The following is a 15,223-nucleotide window of genomic DNA, read 5'->3' as shown; positions in this document are numbered from 1 at the left end:
CCTAGACCATCTTCCGTGAAGTCGTTTTCTGGATCACCTGTCTCTTCGGTGCGGGAGCCGAAGCCGACGCATGATCTGGAACCGGGATAGACCGGGCGTCGCTCCACAGGCGCTCAAGGGCATAATGCGAACGCGTGTCGTGTCTGAATACATGGGCGACAACCTCGCCAAAATCAATCAGGACCCACTGGCCCGAGGCTGTGCCTTCGAGACTCAGCGGACGTCGGCCCACGCGCGAGAGTACTTCACTGACGAAATCAGCGATGGCGCGTGTTTGTCGGTCGGATTCAGCCGACCCAATGACCAAATAATCAGCGATTGAAGTAAGCGGGGCGACATGGAGGACTTGGACATCAAGGGCCTTCTTGTCGAGCATCGCTCTGGCTACGGCGAGGGCGGTGGCCTTAGATGCGCGTGCGATCACTCTCCTCCTGATAAAGGCTATGTCGAAGTATATAAGATTCTACCGAAGGGGGCAACATACCTGCCAGTGGTAGTCCATCCCGAACTCGCCGCCTAATTTCTGAGGCCGAGATCGAACAGGGTGGAAGGGCCAGACAGGTGATCCCTGGGCAGGACGGGAGTACGATGTCGAGGCGCTTCTGAACGCCGGTGTCGAGCTGGCCAAGGGCCTGTGGATCCAGGTTTGGAAACAAGGGCATTTCGGCCAGCGCCTGGAACGATCGCTCACGCCGAGGCACCACCACGAAATGACAGATTTTTAAGAGCTCGTGCGGTTCTCTCCATGTAGGGAAGTCAAGAAATGCGTCAAGACCAATGACGAAGAACAGCTCCGTGGATGGGCCATAGTGGGCTTGTAATGAGCGGACGGTATCGATCGAGTAAGACTTTCCTGTTCGCTGTATCTCGGTATCCGATACCATGAAAAGCGGGTTGTCGGCGATCGCAAGACGTACCATGTCAATGCGAACGTTCGCCGGCGCCAGTGAGCCGTCCTGTTTATGAGGTGGGTCACCGGTCGGGATGAATAAAATCTGGGAGAGCTGTATACATTCATGTACGTGATGAGCAATGGTCAGATGGCAGTTATGAATAGGATTGAAGCTTCCGCCGAGCAGGCCCAGTCTTAGTCGTGAGTGGCGAGTGGCGAGTGGCGAGTGTTTGGATTCCGGAAAACTCATACCGCAGCAGTCACAGCTCAACACTTAGAGAATGACAAGGTTGTCTCGATGGATGACTTCCTCATACTCTTGGAGGCCGAACTGCTCATGAATGGCCGCTGTCTTGAGGCCTTTCATCTGACCTAATAAGTCGGACGAAACGTTCACCAGGCCTCTGGCGAATTCCTTTCCATCTGTATCGAGACAACTGACCGGATCACCGGCATCAAATGATCCTGTCACCTGAAGGATGCCCGATGCCAACAAACTTTTCCCTCGTTTGATCAAGGCATCGACCGCCCCCTGGTCGAGATGGACCTGACCGCGGGAGCGAAGCGTAAAAGCGATCCAATGTTTACGGCTGTTCAGCCGACGTTCCCGGGCGAGAAAGAGACTTCCCCCGGGCCCACCTCCAAGGACCGCTGGGAGGAGTCCGGCCCGCTCGCCATTAAGAACTAAAGTCGAGATTCCATACTCGCCGACTTTCTTGGCTGCTCGAAGCTTGGTTGCCATTCCGCCTGTCCCTTCGAATGTGCTGGAAACTCCTGCCAGACGATCGATATCCTGGGTAATCTCCGTAATCAGGGGAATCAATGTCGCCGATGGGTTCTTCCTCGGATCTTCCGTATATAGTCCGTCGACATCGGAGAGAATCACCAGCAAGTCCGCATCGGCCAGGTGAGCCACTTCGCTCGCGAGGGTGTCGTTGTCGCCGACCCTGATTTCATCGACCGCGACGGTATCATTTTCATTGATGATGGGCACGATGCCGAACCCGATGAGGGCCGCGAGTGTATGGCGAGCGTTAAGGAATCGGCGGCGATCAGCGAGATCCTGATGGGTGAGCAGTATCTGCGCCACTTGAATATTGAGACGTTCAAACGCTTTTTCATAGGCCCACATGAGCCGGCTCTGCCCTACGGCTGCCGCTGCCTGCTTAACAGGGAGGCTTTTCGGGTAATCCTTCAGCTGCAATTTTTGGATACCGGAGACGATGGCACCGGACGAGACCACCAGGATTTCTCGACCCTCTGTTCGGAGCCCGGCGATTTCATCAGCCAATCGCTCGATTTGTTGCGGACGCAGCCCTTCTGCGCGCGAAGCGATCAGGCTGCTGCCGATCTTGATGACGATTCGCTTAGCCTGTATTAAGAGTTTGTCTCGCATGGCGTCTTGCGCAAACGCTCTACCTGTTTCCCGAGGTAGGTGACCAAGTCATTAAGTCCGTTGTTCGTGGCGGCGGAAATCGGCAAGCAGGGATAGTCGTTGAGGTGACAATAGGACCGCAGCTGGGCAAGTCGTTCGCTCGTGCCGATCACATCGATCTTGGTCGGGACAACAGCCGATGGACGTTTGGCCAGCTCCAGGTCATAGGCGGCTAGTTCCCGCCGTAAGGTCTCAAGAGCGACCACTGGATCGTCAGGAGCCCATTCTGACACATCGATCAAGTGGAGCAAGAACGCGGTGCGTTCGATATGGCGGAGAAACTGTACGCCCAAGCCTTTCCCCTCGTGGGCGCCCTCGATCAGGCCGGGAATATCGGCCACGACAAAACTTCGGTCGGATCCCCACCGGACCACGCCGAGATTGGGGATTAGAGTGGTGAAGGGATAGTCGGCGATCTTGGGCCGCGCCGCCGATATGGCGGCGATGAGCGTCGATTTGCCGGCGTTGGGGAAACCAACCAGGCCGACGTCGGCGAGTAGTTTCAGTTCAAGCCGCAATGTTCGTTCTTCACCCGGAGTGCCCGGGGTACATTTCGTCGGCACTCGATTGACGGAGGTGGCAAAGTTACTGTTGCCTTTCCCGCCTCGCCCTCCTTGGGCGATGACGGCCGTTTGGCCGTCTTCGATGAAATCCGCAAGTGTTTCTTTCGTCTCATCGTCATAGACGATGGTGCCGACCGGAACGGCGATGGTCAGATCTTTTCCGGAACGGCCCGTACAATTGGATCCCCCGCCGGCTCGCCCGTCCTGAGCCTCATAATGGTTCTGGTAGCGAAGATCGAGCAGAGTGGTCAATCGATGAGAGGCGATCATGATGATGTCGCCACCATCGCCTCCATCCCCGCCGTCCGGGCCTCCGCGTGGAACAAACATCTCCCTCCGGAAACTGCAGATGCCGTTTCCACCACGACCGGCTTGTACCGTGATGTGTACTTCATCGACAAACATAATCTATCAACGTTCTCCAGGCGGCTCAGGAACTACGGTGGGAAAGTATACCCGACCCTGACCCGAAGGGGGAGCGAGAATTTATCCGGTGTGATTGGAAAGAAGGAGGTAGAAAAGAGAATCAGGATTTGGTCGGGACAGGATACACGCTGACCTTTCGTCTGCCGCGTCCACCCTCAAACTTCACCACACCACTCATTTTGGCAAACAGGGTGTGGTCTCTTCCAAGGTCCACATTGAACCCAGGGAAAAACTTGGTGCCACGCTGACGGACGATAATGCTGCCGGCCGTCACGGTCTGACCACCATAGGCCTTCACGCCCAAATATTGGGGATTGCTATCACGGCCGTTACGTGATGATCCGCCGCCTTTGTTTGTTGCCATGGGTAAGCTCTTCCTGTGTCTTTAGGCCGTCGTAATATTCCTAATCAACAACTGGGTGAATCCTTGTCGGTGGCCACGAGTCCGGCGATAGTTCTTGCGCCGCTTCTTCTTAAACACGGTAATCGATCGGGTCCGCCCTTGTCGCACGATTTCAGCTGTGACCTTGGCTCCGTTAATGAAGGGCTGTCCAATCAGCATATCGGCATCGCCATGTACGAGACAGACCTTGCTGAGTTCAACCTGGGCTCCGACATCTCCTGGCAGCCGCTCGACCTGAATCGTCGTGCCGGTTTCAGCTCGATATTGTTTGCCGCCTGTTTCAACGATCGCGTACATAATCTCTTCTCCGAACTTGAAGAACGGTTCATTTAACATGGAGATATGAGAGGTGTCAAGCGAACGAGGAGCGTTAAGAGCTCATTGACCACGCATGAGCCCCTCTTTAGAAGGCTATGAGGATGGCCGTCCTGATAAGTATGCTTGGCGTCATCATCGCGACGGTACGTTCCAATTTCGTGATACCAACCGGGAGATGGCAACGAGCACATGTTTCACGCGAGCAAGTTTGTGATCCGCACCTATCATCGGATTCCCGTTCGCTGTGAAGTGTACTACCTGGGCGGAGACTTTCTCGGGAAGGGAACGGTGATGAACATCTGTCGTAACGGGTTCCGGGTCTTGGGAGACCATCAAGTGGTCCCTGGGATGGGGTTGGTTGTCCGGCTCACTCTTCCCGACAAAGATGAGCCGGTCGAAATTCAGCGCGTCGTTGTGCGATGGGTGCGCGGCCTGTTGTTTGGTGCCAAGGTCGTGACCATGAGTCCGGAGGGAGAAGATCGAGTCGGAACGTTCCTGAGTTCCCGCCTGCGTGCCTATTGCGCCTCCACGTAGGTTTCCTATCAGCGGTCGAGTAGGTTCCGAGTCAGCCGCTGCCGCTTGCTTGACCCACGTTCGACCTCACGCTATAGTCCCTCACGCCCACGGAGGCGGAACTGATGCTATCCCTTTGATGGAGATTGCCCTCAATGTTGGAACCGGTCGAAAAAATCTGGATGGATGGGAAATTGGTGGGGTGGGGGGAGGCCAACGTCCATGTGCTCACCCATTCGCTGCACTATGGCCTTGCGGCGTTTGAAGGTCTTCGGTGCTACAAGGGTAAGTCAGGATCCGCCATCTTCCGGCTTCGGGAACATGTCGATCGACTGTTTGATTCGACTCATATCGGCATGATGACCATGCCGTATGACAAGAAGCAGATCTCCGACGCCATCGTCGAGACCGTTCGTGCCAATCGTCTTGAGGCCTGTTACATTCGTCCGTTGGTCTACATCGGGTATGGGGCGATGGGCGTCCATCCAGGAGACAATCCGATTCGGGTGGCCATCGCTGCTTGGAAGTGGGGCGCCTATTTGGGGGACGATGCATTGGCCAATGGGATGCGTGCCTGCGTCTCGTCTTTTACGAGGCACCACGTGAATGTATCCATGACCAGAGGAAAAATATCCGGGTACTATGTGAACTCCATCATGGCCAAACAGCAGGCGAAGGCCGATGGATATGACGAGGCGATTCTTCTCGATCCCGAAGGCTATGTTGCCGAGGGAACGGGTGAGAATGTGTTCATCGTGCGGCGGGGGGTCTTGAAAACCACACCCTTGACGTCCGTGCTCGAAGGGATTACGAGAAATTCCGTCATTGAGTTGGCTCGAGAACGGAACATCACCGTAGTGGAAGAGCGATTCACGCGCGATGAAATGTACATCGCCGACGAAGTGTTCGTGACAGGTACTGCTGCTGAGTTGACCCCGGTCCGAGAAATAGACAACCGGCGCATCGGAAACGGCACGCCCGGGCCGATGACACGCACCCTCCAAGACACCTTCTTTTCAATCGTGCGCGGAGAAGATCGCGCCCACGAGTCCTGGCTCACTCGTATCTAGCCCACATCATTCCTGAGCGCTTCTACCGCATCCCCCGAGATGCCGTTGCGAAGGACGCATTGGCCCGACATCGGGCCGAGGCTAGGATCGCCATGAGGCCTCCGTGCGATCGGCTCGGTGCTGATGGGGCATGTGTATAACTTGTGCCGTGTGATTCCGAGATCAGTGGTTGTGCCGCATCTGGGTAGGGCTCCGCTATTTCGGAAAGGTTGTTGACGGCAGGCAGAGCAAGACATCAAGTGGTTTGCTTGACCATGATGAGGGTCTTCACGATAATAGCTCAAGAGTTCCGGTGAGGAAGGAGAGTGAGGCATGAGATTGCACGTGATTGTGGAGCAGGATGAGGCAGGTTATTTTGTCGCCGAGGTGCCTGCGTTGCCTGGGTGTCTGTCGCAAGGGAAAACGCACGACGAGGCCATCGCCAACGTGAAAGAAGCCATCGAAGGCTGGCTTGAGGTGATGGAGGCCAAGCATGTGGTGGATGCAGAACGGACGGTTGAGGTTGTGGTCTGATGGCGCAACGCCTCCGGTTGTGTTCAGGGTCCGACGCTATACGGAAGTTTCAACGAGCAGGTTGGAGCGTCGTGCGACAACGAGGCTCTCATGCGATGCTGGTGAAATCCGGTTATGAGTACACCCTTTCTATTCCCCAACATGACGAGTTGGGCCCTGGATTGCTGCGTAAGTTGATCCGCCAAGCTCGTCTCACCGTAGAAGCATTCAACAGTCTGTAGTCAATAGATTCATTTTTTATGGCGACGCGAATAGGGTGTCGGGCCGCAATTCCACTTCAGCCACATCTCCAACACAGACACTGATAATACATAAGTCCGTACTCATGTCTGACGCTTGTAACTGATATTTAGATTAGCTTGATGGCAGGTTGCATTAGGAATGAGAAATCTAACCTTCCTCCACCGTCTCTTCCTCGAAATGCATCATCGCCGCATTCAATCTCTCGTGGAATTTGAGTCCAAGATCATGTTCTCTAAACGCTGTATGCATAAGGTCAGCTAGCACATCAGTCAGGTTAGCAGTCGCGTCATACGGATCTCCGAATTTGGCCGCATAAAAGTCGAGGATCATCCTTCCACGCTCTGCCCTTTCATCGTTGGTTGGCATAGAGACTCCTTTTGCGCAAGGTGCTTTATTTTCTGAAAAGATTTTGGCGGTGGTATTTCAAGAAGTGTTGTTCTGGCCTGAATTTATCGGGCATCCGGATCATTGTTCCAGAATACAACGCGAAGCTGGATTCCAGCGTCTTGTTTGGCAAATACGCTACTAACTTGGAAGACAATAGGACTTCTACGACTCATTGACGGTCCATAACCCACAGTCAAATGCATTGTGATGAAGACAACAGAGGCAAAGACCATTTCGTGGATTGGCGCGAAGATCTTCTCTGGCGGACCATGGAACAATATGTCCTGCAGTGAGAAGCTCGGGAACAGGATTGGAGCAAACACAACGGGTACTTCCATATGAAGCCAGAACGGATTCCGTGAAAAATTTCTGATGCAATCTCACCTTAACGAGACGTTCCGGCTCACTTGGCCCTGCAAGAATTTCTTCCAATTCTGATGATTCTCGACTGGCTGGACTTTCAGCTTGTAACTTGCTCTCAGACTTTCTCTCCATTCCTGCACCGAGGCGCTCAGCTGCTAACTCGCTCTCCATGGAAAGTTTGTCCCAATCTTGGTTGAACTCGTCCCAAATTTCACGATCAGCTCTACTTGCTCTGGATAATCCTGTAATCCCCTTACTCTGCAACGCAGGATCAAATGAACCGAAATTCCCAAGTTTCATAGCAACAGATGCAGGCGACCGATTAATTAGACTCGCGACGCGGACCACCGAAGGATTATTGGCTTTGGTTTTTGAGAAAGGCATTTTGCAATATAAATTAAAAGCAACCAAAAGCTGATCCCGCGTCCAAGTGTTATTCATGATCTATCTACCTACTGCAGCAGGCTTGAAGGCTCTTGAAATCAGGCATGGCCTGGAATGGCGCTACCTTGCCGAGACAGAAACATCTTCTCATTGCCAAATCATGTTATTAACTCGTATCGGCAATCGGGGATCGAATCAGGAATACTGTTCTATGACTTGAGTCAAGACCATCGTATCAGAACGCCACTCTTCTAACTACACGGGGGAGGTCCCCTCTGGGAAGGTGGAGAGGGAGCCGGGAGCCGTCTGGAGCTTGCCTGGTGTGGTGATGAACTTCATCGACAGGCGCCTGTGGTCAATAAGATCTAGGACCATGTGGCCTGGGGTAGCGTAGTACCGGTGGAACATTCTCATGCCCAGGATGGCGGAATATTTACAGAAGGTGCTCCGGGAAGTGCGGGAATTGCGCGCCGCGTCGTTTCTTAAGGAGATCGAGATAGACCGAAACCATTTCCATTTGCGCAGGGTGATTCCACCGACTTACGCGGTCTCAAGAGTGGTGGGGATTCTGAAGAACGTGACCTGTCGGCGGCTGAAAGAACAATTCCCGCACGTATTAAGCAAGGTGTATTGAGATGACGACGAGGGATGGGCGCGAGCATGTTTCGCCTCCACCGTGGGCATCAACATGTGCAATGATGATGTCACATCTTGCTCTGTTCATCGGAGCCGTTGTTCGATACGTTGGCCGCACGCCATCCTGAAATGGCAGATCAACAAGACCGCATTCTGGAAACAGTGAATCAGCCGGACTACGTTCAAGAAGGGGACAGCGAGACGCTGATTGCGGTAAAGTCGTATCCGAAAACGCCGCTGTCCCAGAAAGCTTGTGCTGTCATGTATCGAGAATTGAGCGATGGTGATGGTTTTGTGGTAACCGCGTATTTCACAAGTCGTCCAGCCGTCTGGAGGAGGATCATATGGAAGCTGTGAAGGTGTTCGAACGAAAAGATGTGCCTCTGGATTGGGACTACAATGACGACGCCGATACGCTCTACCTGAGCTTCGGCAAGCCGAAGGCCGCTGTGGGTCTTGATATCGGGGAAGGGGTTGTCGTTCGATATGACGAACAGGCCAAGGAAGTCGTAGGGCTCACAATTGTCGGCGTCGGACGCCGGTTGGAAGAATATGTGAAGAATAAGCCGTGAAAAATCAGGCGACGGCGACATTGCAGATAATCGTGCAAAGGAGCTGGCAAACCGAAGAAACCAACTTGTCGCGGCCTTAGCGACCGCCATTTTTGTGAGCCATGCTGAACCTGCCGGCAAGACGGAAGCGCTTTGTCGTCAAGTTCTTCACTGGGGGAAGCCGCTCTATACCCACCGGTCAGATCTCAATAAAAATCTTCTCTCAATGGGAGCTGTGCCTCTGGATTCCCTGCCTGGCCTCTGACCTATATGACACACAACATTCGCTCATCGCAAAAACGCTGATGCAAGTGATCCGTTTGCTTACGGATGGAAAGTGACTATGGCGTGGTCTGACCTGACGAAGAACAGGTCAATGTCCGGCCGCGGGAGTCTCTCCTGAAGGATGCGAATCCCCCGAAGATTGAGTGGGTGGGGCAGCCGGTGGAGCTGTTGGAGCTGTTGGAGCGCTCTTGGACTGCATATCGATGATGGTCGAAGAGACGTTTCGTTGCTTCGCTAAAATCGCCAGACTGAGCGACGTCGCCATGAACACCGCCGCCACAATGACCGTCAGCTTGCTCAAAAAATTGGCGGGGCCACGGCTTCCGAACACCGTCTGACTGGATCCGCCGAACGCGGCGCCGATCTCCGCTCCTTTCCCTGATTGGAGAAGAATTGCCCCGATCATCAGAAAGCAGATAAAGACATGGACGATAACAATCAGCGTATACAGCATGGGGTGATCTCAAACTCCTATTGATCGTGGGGCTGATGCGACCCTGGCAATTGTAGCAAAGGACTCGACTTGGAGACAAGCGCCGCCGATGAGTGCGCCGTCGATTTGGTCTGAAGCAAGGAGCGATTCAATATTCGCGGGCGTGACGCTCCCCCCATAGAGGATCCTCGTGCATTGGCTGATCGCGGGAGAAGCTATCGCGGCAAGGACTCGTCGAATAGTCCGGTGGGCGGCGACGACTTGCTCGGTCGTTGCCGACTTGCCCGTACCGATGGCCCATATCGGTTCATAGGCGATTGTGACATCGGTCAGTGCCTCGCTGCTAAAGCCGGATAAGCTCTCGCGCAGTTGTTGCGTGACCACGTCGTCGGTCGAACCGTTCTCCCGCTGCGTGAGCGACTCCCCGATGCAGAGGATCGGACGGAGACCGTGTTTGAGCGCTGCTCGGATTTTCTTCTGGATACTGTCGTTTTGTTCGCCGAAGAGTGTTCGCCGTTCCGAATGGCCCAGAATCACGTAGCGACAACCGAGGTCTTTCAGCATCGGAGCGGAGACTTCTCCTGTGTAGGCACCATAGTCCTCCCAAAACATGTCCTGCGCTCCGAGCTGAATCGGAGATGAGGTGCCCAGCGCCATACGAACGGATTCCAGCGCAGTAAAAGGGGGGGCGACGACAAGTTCAACGCCTGTGGAGGTATCAGGCAGACGTTGGCTCAGCTCCTGAACGAAGGTCACCGCTTCAGACGCGGTCTTGTTCATCTTCCAATTGCCGACGATCAGGACTGTACGCACCGTACTTCCAGGAGCTTGGGTTTCGTTGAGGAATCTTGATCAGTTTGGACGATCAGGCAGCGCTGCGAGACCGGGAAGTGTCTTGCCTTCCAGTAATTCAAGGGCCGCGCCGCCCCCGGTCGAGATGAACGATATGTTTTCAGATTCACCGGCCCGATGAACGGCCAATGAGGTCTCACCGCCGCCGACGATCGTGAGCGCGTAGGCGTCGGCGATTGCGTGGGCCATGGCCAAGGTGCCTCTGGCGTAGGCGTCGATTTCAAACACACCCATCGGTCCGTTCCACAGGATGGTTTTTGCATTTTGGACCGCCTCATTGAACAGTTTGACGGAGGCCGGTCCGATATCGAGGGCATACCAACCCTTGGGAATTTCCTGTACCGGAACAATCTTGGTTTCAGCGCCCACCTCTCGGCTGGCCGCGACGACGCAATCGACCGGCAAATAGAATTTGACTCCGCGTGAGAGGGCATGGTCTTCGATGCCTCTGGCAAAATCCAACATGTCCATTTCGCAGAGTGAATTGCCGATCTCCATGCCTTTCGCTTTCAAGAACGTAAACGCCATACCGCCGCCGATGATCACTTTATCGACTTTCTTTCCCAGGTTTTCGATGACGCCGATTTTCCCCGAGACCTTGGCTCCCCCGAGGATAGCGGCAAACGGCCGAACGGGATTGGCGACAGCACCTTCAAGATACTCGATCTCCTTCTTGAGCAGCGCGCCGGCCGCCGCGTCCTTTATATAGTGGGTGATACCGACGGTCGAGGCATGGGCCCGGTGGGCCGCCCCGAAGGCATCATTGATGAAGACATCGCCCAGTGAAGCAAGGGCCTTGGCAAAGCCATCATCATTTTTTTCCTCGCCGGCGTGAAAACGCAGATTTTCCAGAAGGAGCACATCCCCGTCCTTCATCTTGGCCACCAGTTTCTCGACGGCCGGGCCGATACAGTCCGGAGCGAAGATCACGTCCTTTCCGAGCAGTCGTCCCAATCGTTTTGCAACAGGCGCCAGGCTGTATTTGGGGTCGAAGGCACCCTTCGGGCGACCGAGGTGAGAGCAGAGAATGACCTTCGCTCCTTCGTCGACGACGCGATTGATCGTCGGCAGAGTTGAGCGAATGCGGGTGTCATCGGTAATCTGGAGCGATTCATCGAGCGGGACGTTGAAATCGGCGCGGATGATGACCCGCTTGCCACGAAGTTGCACATCGTCGATCGTTTTTTTGTGCAAATTCATGGGTAGCTCCTCCGAGAGTTCTATGACGCGGTGAATTCAGTGAGCGAGCTATATTCGTTTGAAGCCTGCCCGATCATATCTCCAACGCGGTCATCAGTGAGTGGTGGATTTCCCAGCCAGCACCTTGACCAGGTCGCGGACTCGGCATGAATAACCCCACTCGTTGTCGTACCAAGCCGTGACTTTGACGAGGCGCTTGTCCACGACGTTGGTCAGCGGGGCATCGACGGTGGCCGAATGATCATCCCCTTTTTGATCGATCGAAACGATGGGGTCTTCAGAGTACTTGAGAATGCCCTTGAGTGATCCATCCGCAGCCTTCTTGAAGGCGGCATTGACGGACGCTACGTCACAATCCTTCTCGGTTTCGACAGTGAGATCGACCAGCGACACGTTCGGCGTCGGCACCCGAATGGCCAGTCCATCCAACTTGCCCTTGAGTTCAGGAATGACGAGATGCAGCGCTTTGGCTGCGCCGGTGCTGGTGGGAATCATCGACATGCCGGCTGCACGGGCGCGTCGAAGGTCCTTATGTGGAAGGTCGAGCAGCTGCTGATCGTTGGTGTAGGAATGGATCGTGGTCATAATTCCATGCTTGATACCGAACGTTTCCAACAAAACTTTGGCAACAGGCGCCAGGCAGTTGGTCGTGCAGGAGGCGTTGGACACAATATGATGCGATTTCGGGTCGAACTTGTCGTCGTTCACGCCGAGTACGATGGTCACATCGGGATCTTTCGCCGGTGCCGAGATAATCACGTGCTTGGCTCCGGCAGACAGGTGTTTGCCCGCCGCTTCCCGGTCGGTAAATCGACCGGTCGATTCGATGACAACGTCGATGTTCAGCGCCTTCCAGGGTAATTCCTTTGGGTCTTTGATCGCGAGCACTTTAATAGGTTTCCCATCCACGAGGATGTGGTCTTCCTTGGCCTCCACACTTGCCGGAAGGGTGCCGTGCACCGAGTCGTACTTGAGGAGATAAGCGAGCGTTTTGGCGTCCGTGAGATCGTTGACGGCGACGATCTGCAGATCTTTGTCGCCCATCGAGGCGCGCAGCACATTGCGCCCGATACGTCCGAATCCATTGATTCCAACACGAATGGACATAGCGTAATCCTCTACATGCAAATATATTGGTTGAAGACACCCGGATGGTACAGCACGAACTGCGATACTATCGACGCGCTCTCCTCCTTGTCAAGACACTTGGTTAGCGTCCAAAATGAAGTCAGACGGGCCAGGAGGCTCACGTGAACGAGACATTATCTGAACATGCAGCACAGGCCTTAGAGTGGCCTCGGCTGTTGGACCTTCTCGCACAACATGCACAGTCGACGATCGGAGCTGCTCAGTGCCGGTCGCTTTCCTTATCGAGCGATCTGGCGGATGCTCGCCTGCGCCAACAAGAGACGACCGAGATGGCCGGTTTGCTGGACGGGAGTGATCCGATGCCTACGCTGTCATTTCCCGATATTCGTGAGCAGCTGACTCGATCCCGGAAGGGAGGAACGCTTGAGGCCGGTGAGTTGCGAGACTGTGCGGTTGTGTTCGCCCTCATGGCAGAGGTGGAGCGATACGCCGAGTCTCATAAAGATGAGACTCAAGCCCTGGCCCACGTCTTGTCTCCGCTGCACAGCACCACTAGAAGTTTGCGCGGAATCTTGAGGGCTATCGAGGGCGCGATCCAATCCGACGGCTCTATGAAAGACACGGCTTCGCCGGATCTGCGACGCCTGACTCACCAGGCTCAGGAGCTGAAACAGGAGATGCGGCAGCGTCTGGAGCAGATCCTCCATTCCAAACGCTATGAAGAGGTGCTTCAAGAGTCGTATTTTGTCCAGCGAGAAGGACGCTATGTCGTGCCGGTGAAGGCGGATATGCGGGGAAGAATCCCCGGGATTGTCCACGATGTGTCGGCCAGCGGGGCAACCATCTTTCTGGAGCCGCGGGAGTTGGTCGAACTGAACAATTCCATCAAGGTGGCGGATCTGGGGATTGAGCGGGAGGTGCATCGCATCTTGCGGGAACTCAGCGGATTGGTGGCCTCCAAAGCGGAAGACATCGACCAAGGGGTGGGGGCGTTGGCCGAATGTGATGTGATCAAAGCAAGGGCGGAGATGAGTCGCCGGTTGAAGTGCAACCCAGTTGCATTGAATGAAGATGGCCGCATCATGCTCAAGCGGGCGCGGCATCCGTTGCTGCTCATCGCGAAAGATCAGGTTGTCGCGAACGACCTTCACCTGGATGAAACGATCCGTGTCCTGGTGATCTCCGGGCCGAATACGGGAGGAAAGACTGTCACGCTCAAGATCGTCGGATTGTTTGCGCTCATGGTGCGGGGCGGACTGCATCTTCCCTGTACTCCGGACTCCGAGATGGCGCTGTTTATCGACCTGTACGCCGATATCGGCGATGCACAGGACTTGAGCCGCGATCTGTCCAGTTTTTCCGCCCACATGACCCATATGATCCGGATTCTTTCCGAGAGGGCCGCCCGACCGACATCAAACGACTGCTCCGCGCCCCGCTCGCTTGTGCTTCTCGATGAGCCGGTGACTTCAACCGATCCGCAAGAAGGGGCGGCTTTGGCAGAGGCACTGCTCTGTCGTCTAGCTGAATTGAACATGAAAGTGGTGGCGACCACGCATTACGGTGCGCTCAAAGAGCTCGCGCAGACGACCTCTGGCTTTGCGAATGCCAGCGTGGAATTCGACGTGGAGCAGTTGGCGCCTACCTACCGATTATTCATCGGGATCCCAGGCGGCTCGTCCGCCTTGGAGATCGCGGGCCGCCTCGGTATGGACGAAAGTATATTGGGCGAGGCGCGGAAGCGACTTCATCGCGATGGCCAACGGCTCGATGAGTTGATGGCTGATTTGCAGCGGAAGCAACGCCAACTGATTGAGGATACCGAGAAGGCTCAGCGAGCCAGGCAAGAGGCCGAACAAGCGGCCCGAGAAGCACAAGTCCTTCGGGCGCAACTGCAGGAAACGGAACAGGAAGCTCGACGAGGGCTCAAGAAGAAAATCGGCGAGCAGTTTCAACGGGCTCGGGCGGAAGTGCAGGCCACCGTTGACTCCTTGAAGCGCGAGCAGAAGCTCATCAAGGCCAAGGAGACGAAACAGCGGTTGCATGAGTTGGAGACGCAAACTAGGCAGGAGCTTGCTCCGGCCGGCAAGTCGATTCCGCTTGAGCAACTTGGTATCGGCGATACGGTGGAAATAGCCGGTTTGGGCATGACGGGGAGTTTATTGGAAACGCCTCAAGGGAAGAAACGCGTGCGGGTTAAAGTTGGAGAAGGAGAAGTACTGGCGACTGTCTCGAATCTCGTCGGTCTGGCGGGCGAATCGGCTTCCGAGGTATCCGCTGCACCGTCGGAAAATGCCCGCCGGTTTCCAACTGGTGGAGGGCTTGGACTCGACGAACAGACGGTGGTGGACGTGCGAGGGCAAGCGGCTGATGAGGCGCTCGATCAGGTCGTCGCGGCATTGGATCGGGCGACTCTTCATGGCGCTCCGTACCTCCGCATCATCCATGGGCATGGAACCGGTCGTCTCAAATCCGTCCTGCGCGAGTATCTCAAAGAGTCGCCTTATGTAGCCGAGTTTCGCCCAGGAGATCGAGCCGAAGGCGGGGATGGTGTGACGGTGGCGAAATTGCAGCAAACATAGGCCACGGGTATTTGGTCACAAGCTCCAGAGGAAAGTCTCTGGCGGATCAGGATGACTGATGCGTCTGTGAAAAATTGACGTCTAA

General features: G+C 55.1%; 19 protein-coding genes. 8 read left to right on the top strand and 11 right to left on the bottom strand.

Going from position 1 to position 15,223, the window contains the following annotated elements:
• Nucleotide 1: 1 nt before the first annotated feature.
• The 5 genes from rsfS to rplU form a co-directional block, all read right to left on the bottom strand.
• Entirely contained in the window at nucleotides 2-424 is a 423-nt protein-coding gene (gene rsfS, locus P0119_07140) for a ribosome silencing factor (protein MDF0665837.1), read from the bottom strand.
• Nucleotides 425-1,166: 742 nt separating this feature from the next.
• A complete protein-coding gene (proB, locus tag P0119_07135; GenBank protein MDF0665836.1) occupies nucleotides 1,167-2,288 on the bottom strand; it encodes a glutamate 5-kinase in 1,122 nt (373 codons plus the stop codon).
• Complete coding sequence (gene obgE, locus P0119_07130; GenBank protein MDF0665835.1) at nucleotides 2,270-3,295, bottom strand: GTPase ObgE; 1,026 nt, start codon at nucleotides 3,293-3,295, stop codon at nucleotides 2,270-2,272. The genes proB and obgE overlap by 19 nt, the downstream gene beginning before the upstream one ends.
• A 121-nt stretch (nucleotides 3,296-3,416) precedes the next feature.
• A complete protein-coding gene (gene rpmA / locus P0119_07125; protein ID MDF0665834.1) occupies nucleotides 3,417-3,680 on the bottom strand; it encodes a 50S ribosomal protein L27 in 264 nt (87 codons plus the stop codon).
• Between the two features lie 21 nt (nucleotides 3,681-3,701).
• Nucleotides 3,702-4,016, bottom strand: a complete 315-nt coding sequence (gene rplU, locus P0119_07120) for a 50S ribosomal protein L21 (protein ID MDF0665833.1) — start codon at nucleotides 4,014-4,016, stop codon at nucleotides 3,702-3,704.
• A 210-nt stretch (nucleotides 4,017-4,226) separates the two neighbouring features.
• Here rplU and P0119_07115 point away from each other — a divergent pair, with 210 nt between their 5' ends.
• The 4 genes from P0119_07115 to P0119_07100 all read left to right on the top strand — a co-directional run bounded on the left by P0119_07115 (nucleotide 4,227) and on the right by P0119_07100 (nucleotide 6,354).
• Nucleotides 4,227-4,571 carry a PilZ domain-containing protein gene (locus tag P0119_07115; protein ID MDF0665832.1) on the top strand — a complete coding sequence of 115 codons (345 nt, stop codon included), beginning with the start codon at nucleotides 4,227-4,229 and terminating at the stop codon, nucleotides 4,569-4,571.
• A 134-nt stretch (nucleotides 4,572-4,705) separates the two neighbouring features.
• Complete coding sequence (locus P0119_07110) at nucleotides 4,706-5,620, top strand: branched-chain amino acid transaminase (GenBank protein ID MDF0665831.1); 915 nt, start codon at nucleotides 4,706-4,708, stop codon at nucleotides 5,618-5,620.
• 312 nt (nucleotides 5,621-5,932) lie between these two features.
• On the top strand, nucleotides 5,933-6,133 hold the full coding sequence (locus tag P0119_07105) for a type II toxin-antitoxin system HicB family antitoxin (protein ID MDF0665830.1): 201 nt from the start codon (nucleotides 5,933-5,935) through the stop codon (nucleotides 6,131-6,133).
• Complete coding sequence (locus tag P0119_07100) at nucleotides 6,133-6,354, top strand: type II toxin-antitoxin system HicA family toxin (GenBank protein ID MDF0665829.1); 222 nt, start codon at nucleotides 6,133-6,135, stop codon at nucleotides 6,352-6,354. The genes P0119_07105 and P0119_07100 overlap by 1 nt, the downstream gene beginning before the upstream one ends.
• Before the next feature lie 169 nt (nucleotides 6,355-6,523).
• Here P0119_07100 and P0119_07095 read toward each other — a convergent pair whose 3' ends face one another.
• Complete coding sequence (locus tag P0119_07095; protein ID MDF0665828.1) at nucleotides 6,524-6,742, bottom strand: hypothetical protein; 219 nt, start codon at nucleotides 6,740-6,742, stop codon at nucleotides 6,524-6,526.
• A gap of 183 nt (nucleotides 6,743-6,925) precedes the next feature.
• The gene (locus P0119_07090) at nucleotides 6,926-7,567 is read right to left on the bottom strand and encodes an HNH endonuclease signature motif containing protein (GenBank protein ID MDF0665827.1); all 642 of its coding nucleotides are present in this window, start codon (nucleotides 7,565-7,567) and stop codon (nucleotides 6,926-6,928) included.
• A gap of 355 nt (nucleotides 7,568-7,922) precedes the next feature.
• On the opposite strand from P0119_07090, the gene P0119_07085 reads away from it, so the two are divergent.
• From P0119_07085 to P0119_07075, 3 genes are all read left to right on the top strand, one after another.
• Nucleotides 7,923-8,144 carry a transposase gene (locus P0119_07085; GenBank protein ID MDF0665826.1) on the top strand — a complete coding sequence of 74 codons (222 nt, stop codon included), beginning with the start codon at nucleotides 7,923-7,925 and terminating at the stop codon, nucleotides 8,142-8,144.
• A gap of 77 nt (nucleotides 8,145-8,221) precedes the next feature.
• The gene (locus P0119_07080) at nucleotides 8,222-8,503 is read left to right on the top strand and encodes a hypothetical protein (GenBank protein MDF0665825.1); all 282 of its coding nucleotides are present in this window, start codon (nucleotides 8,222-8,224) and stop codon (nucleotides 8,501-8,503) included.
• Nucleotides 8,491-8,718, top strand: a complete 228-nt coding sequence (locus P0119_07075) for a DUF2283 domain-containing protein (GenBank protein ID MDF0665824.1) — start codon at nucleotides 8,491-8,493, stop codon at nucleotides 8,716-8,718. Before P0119_07080 ends, P0119_07075 begins: the two co-directional genes overlap by 13 nt.
• Nucleotides 8,719-9,070: 352 nt before the next feature.
• On the opposite strand, the gene secG is transcribed toward P0119_07075, so the two are convergent.
• From secG to gap, 4 genes are all read right to left on the bottom strand, one after another.
• A complete protein-coding gene (secG, locus tag P0119_07070; GenBank protein MDF0665823.1) occupies nucleotides 9,071-9,436 on the bottom strand; it encodes a preprotein translocase subunit SecG in 366 nt (121 codons plus the stop codon).
• Between the two features lie 9 nt (nucleotides 9,437-9,445).
• Complete coding sequence (tpiA, locus tag P0119_07065; GenBank protein MDF0665822.1) at nucleotides 9,446-10,228, bottom strand: triose-phosphate isomerase; 783 nt, start codon at nucleotides 10,226-10,228, stop codon at nucleotides 9,446-9,448.
• A gap of 39 nt (nucleotides 10,229-10,267) precedes the next feature.
• Entirely contained in the window at nucleotides 10,268-11,467 is a 1,200-nt protein-coding gene (locus P0119_07060; protein MDF0665821.1) for a phosphoglycerate kinase, read from the bottom strand.
• A gap of 93 nt (nucleotides 11,468-11,560) precedes the next feature.
• Nucleotides 11,561-12,574 (bottom strand): type I glyceraldehyde-3-phosphate dehydrogenase, encoded by a 1,014-nt coding sequence (gap, locus tag P0119_07055; GenBank protein ID MDF0665820.1) that lies wholly within the window; start codon nucleotides 12,572-12,574, stop codon nucleotides 11,561-11,563.
• 143 nt (nucleotides 12,575-12,717) lie between these two features.
• On the opposite strand from gap, the gene P0119_07050 reads away from it, so the two are divergent.
• A complete protein-coding gene (locus P0119_07050) occupies nucleotides 12,718-15,138 on the top strand; it encodes an endonuclease MutS2 (GenBank protein MDF0665819.1) in 2,421 nt (806 codons plus the stop codon).
• Nucleotides 15,139-15,223 lie beyond the last annotated feature (85 nt).

This window comes from Nitrospira sp. (assembly GCA_029194665.1).
In the GTDB taxonomy this organism is placed as follows: Bacteria; Nitrospirota; Nitrospiria; order Nitrospirales; family Nitrospiraceae; genus Nitrospira_D.
This window is presented reverse-complemented; position numbering and strand designations above follow the sequence as displayed.

Bases quoted from the DNA above. Each gene is read 5' to 3' on its own strand.
- rplU (MDF0665833.1), bottom strand. From the start codon at position 4,016: ATGTACGCGATCGTTGAAACAGGCGGCAAACAATATCGAGCTGAAACC.
- gap (MDF0665820.1), bottom strand. From the start codon at position 12,574: ATGTCCATTCGTGTTGGAATCAATGGATTCGGACGTATCGGGCGCAAT.
- secG (MDF0665823.1), bottom strand. From the start codon at position 9,436: ATGCTGTATACGCTGATTGTTATCGTCCATGTCTTTATCTGCTTTCTG.
- P0119_07100 (MDF0665829.1), top strand. From the start codon at position 6,133: ATGGCGCAACGCCTCCGGTTGTGTTCAGGGTCCGACGCTATACGGAAG.
- P0119_07075 (MDF0665824.1), top strand. From the start codon at position 8,491: ATGGAAGCTGTGAAGGTGTTCGAACGAAAAGATGTGCCTCTGGATTGG.
- P0119_07115 (MDF0665832.1), top strand. From the start codon at position 4,227: ATGTTTCACGCGAGCAAGTTTGTGATCCGCACCTATCATCGGATTCCC.
- P0119_07060 (MDF0665821.1), bottom strand. From the start codon at position 11,467: ATGAATTTGCACAAAAAAACGATCGACGATGTGCAACTTCGTGGCAAG.
- proB (MDF0665836.1), bottom strand. From the start codon at position 2,288: ATGCGAGACAAACTCTTAATACAGGCTAAGCGAATCGTCATCAAGATC.
- P0119_07095 (MDF0665828.1), bottom strand. From the start codon at position 6,742: ATGCCAACCAACGATGAAAGGGCAGAGCGTGGAAGGATGATCCTCGAC.
- obgE (MDF0665835.1), bottom strand. From the start codon at position 3,295: ATGTTTGTCGATGAAGTACACATCACGGTACAAGCCGGTCGTGGTGGA.
- P0119_07110 (MDF0665831.1), top strand. From the start codon at position 4,706: ATGTTGGAACCGGTCGAAAAAATCTGGATGGATGGGAAATTGGTGGGG.
- rpmA (MDF0665834.1), bottom strand. From the start codon at position 3,680: ATGGCAACAAACAAAGGCGGCGGATCATCACGTAACGGCCGTGATAGC.
- P0119_07090 (MDF0665827.1), bottom strand. From the start codon at position 7,567: ATGAATAACACTTGGACGCGGGATCAGCTTTTGGTTGCTTTTAATTTA.
- P0119_07105 (MDF0665830.1), top strand. From the start codon at position 5,933: ATGAGATTGCACGTGATTGTGGAGCAGGATGAGGCAGGTTATTTTGTC.
- P0119_07085 (MDF0665826.1), top strand. From the start codon at position 7,923: ATGCCCAGGATGGCGGAATATTTACAGAAGGTGCTCCGGGAAGTGCGG.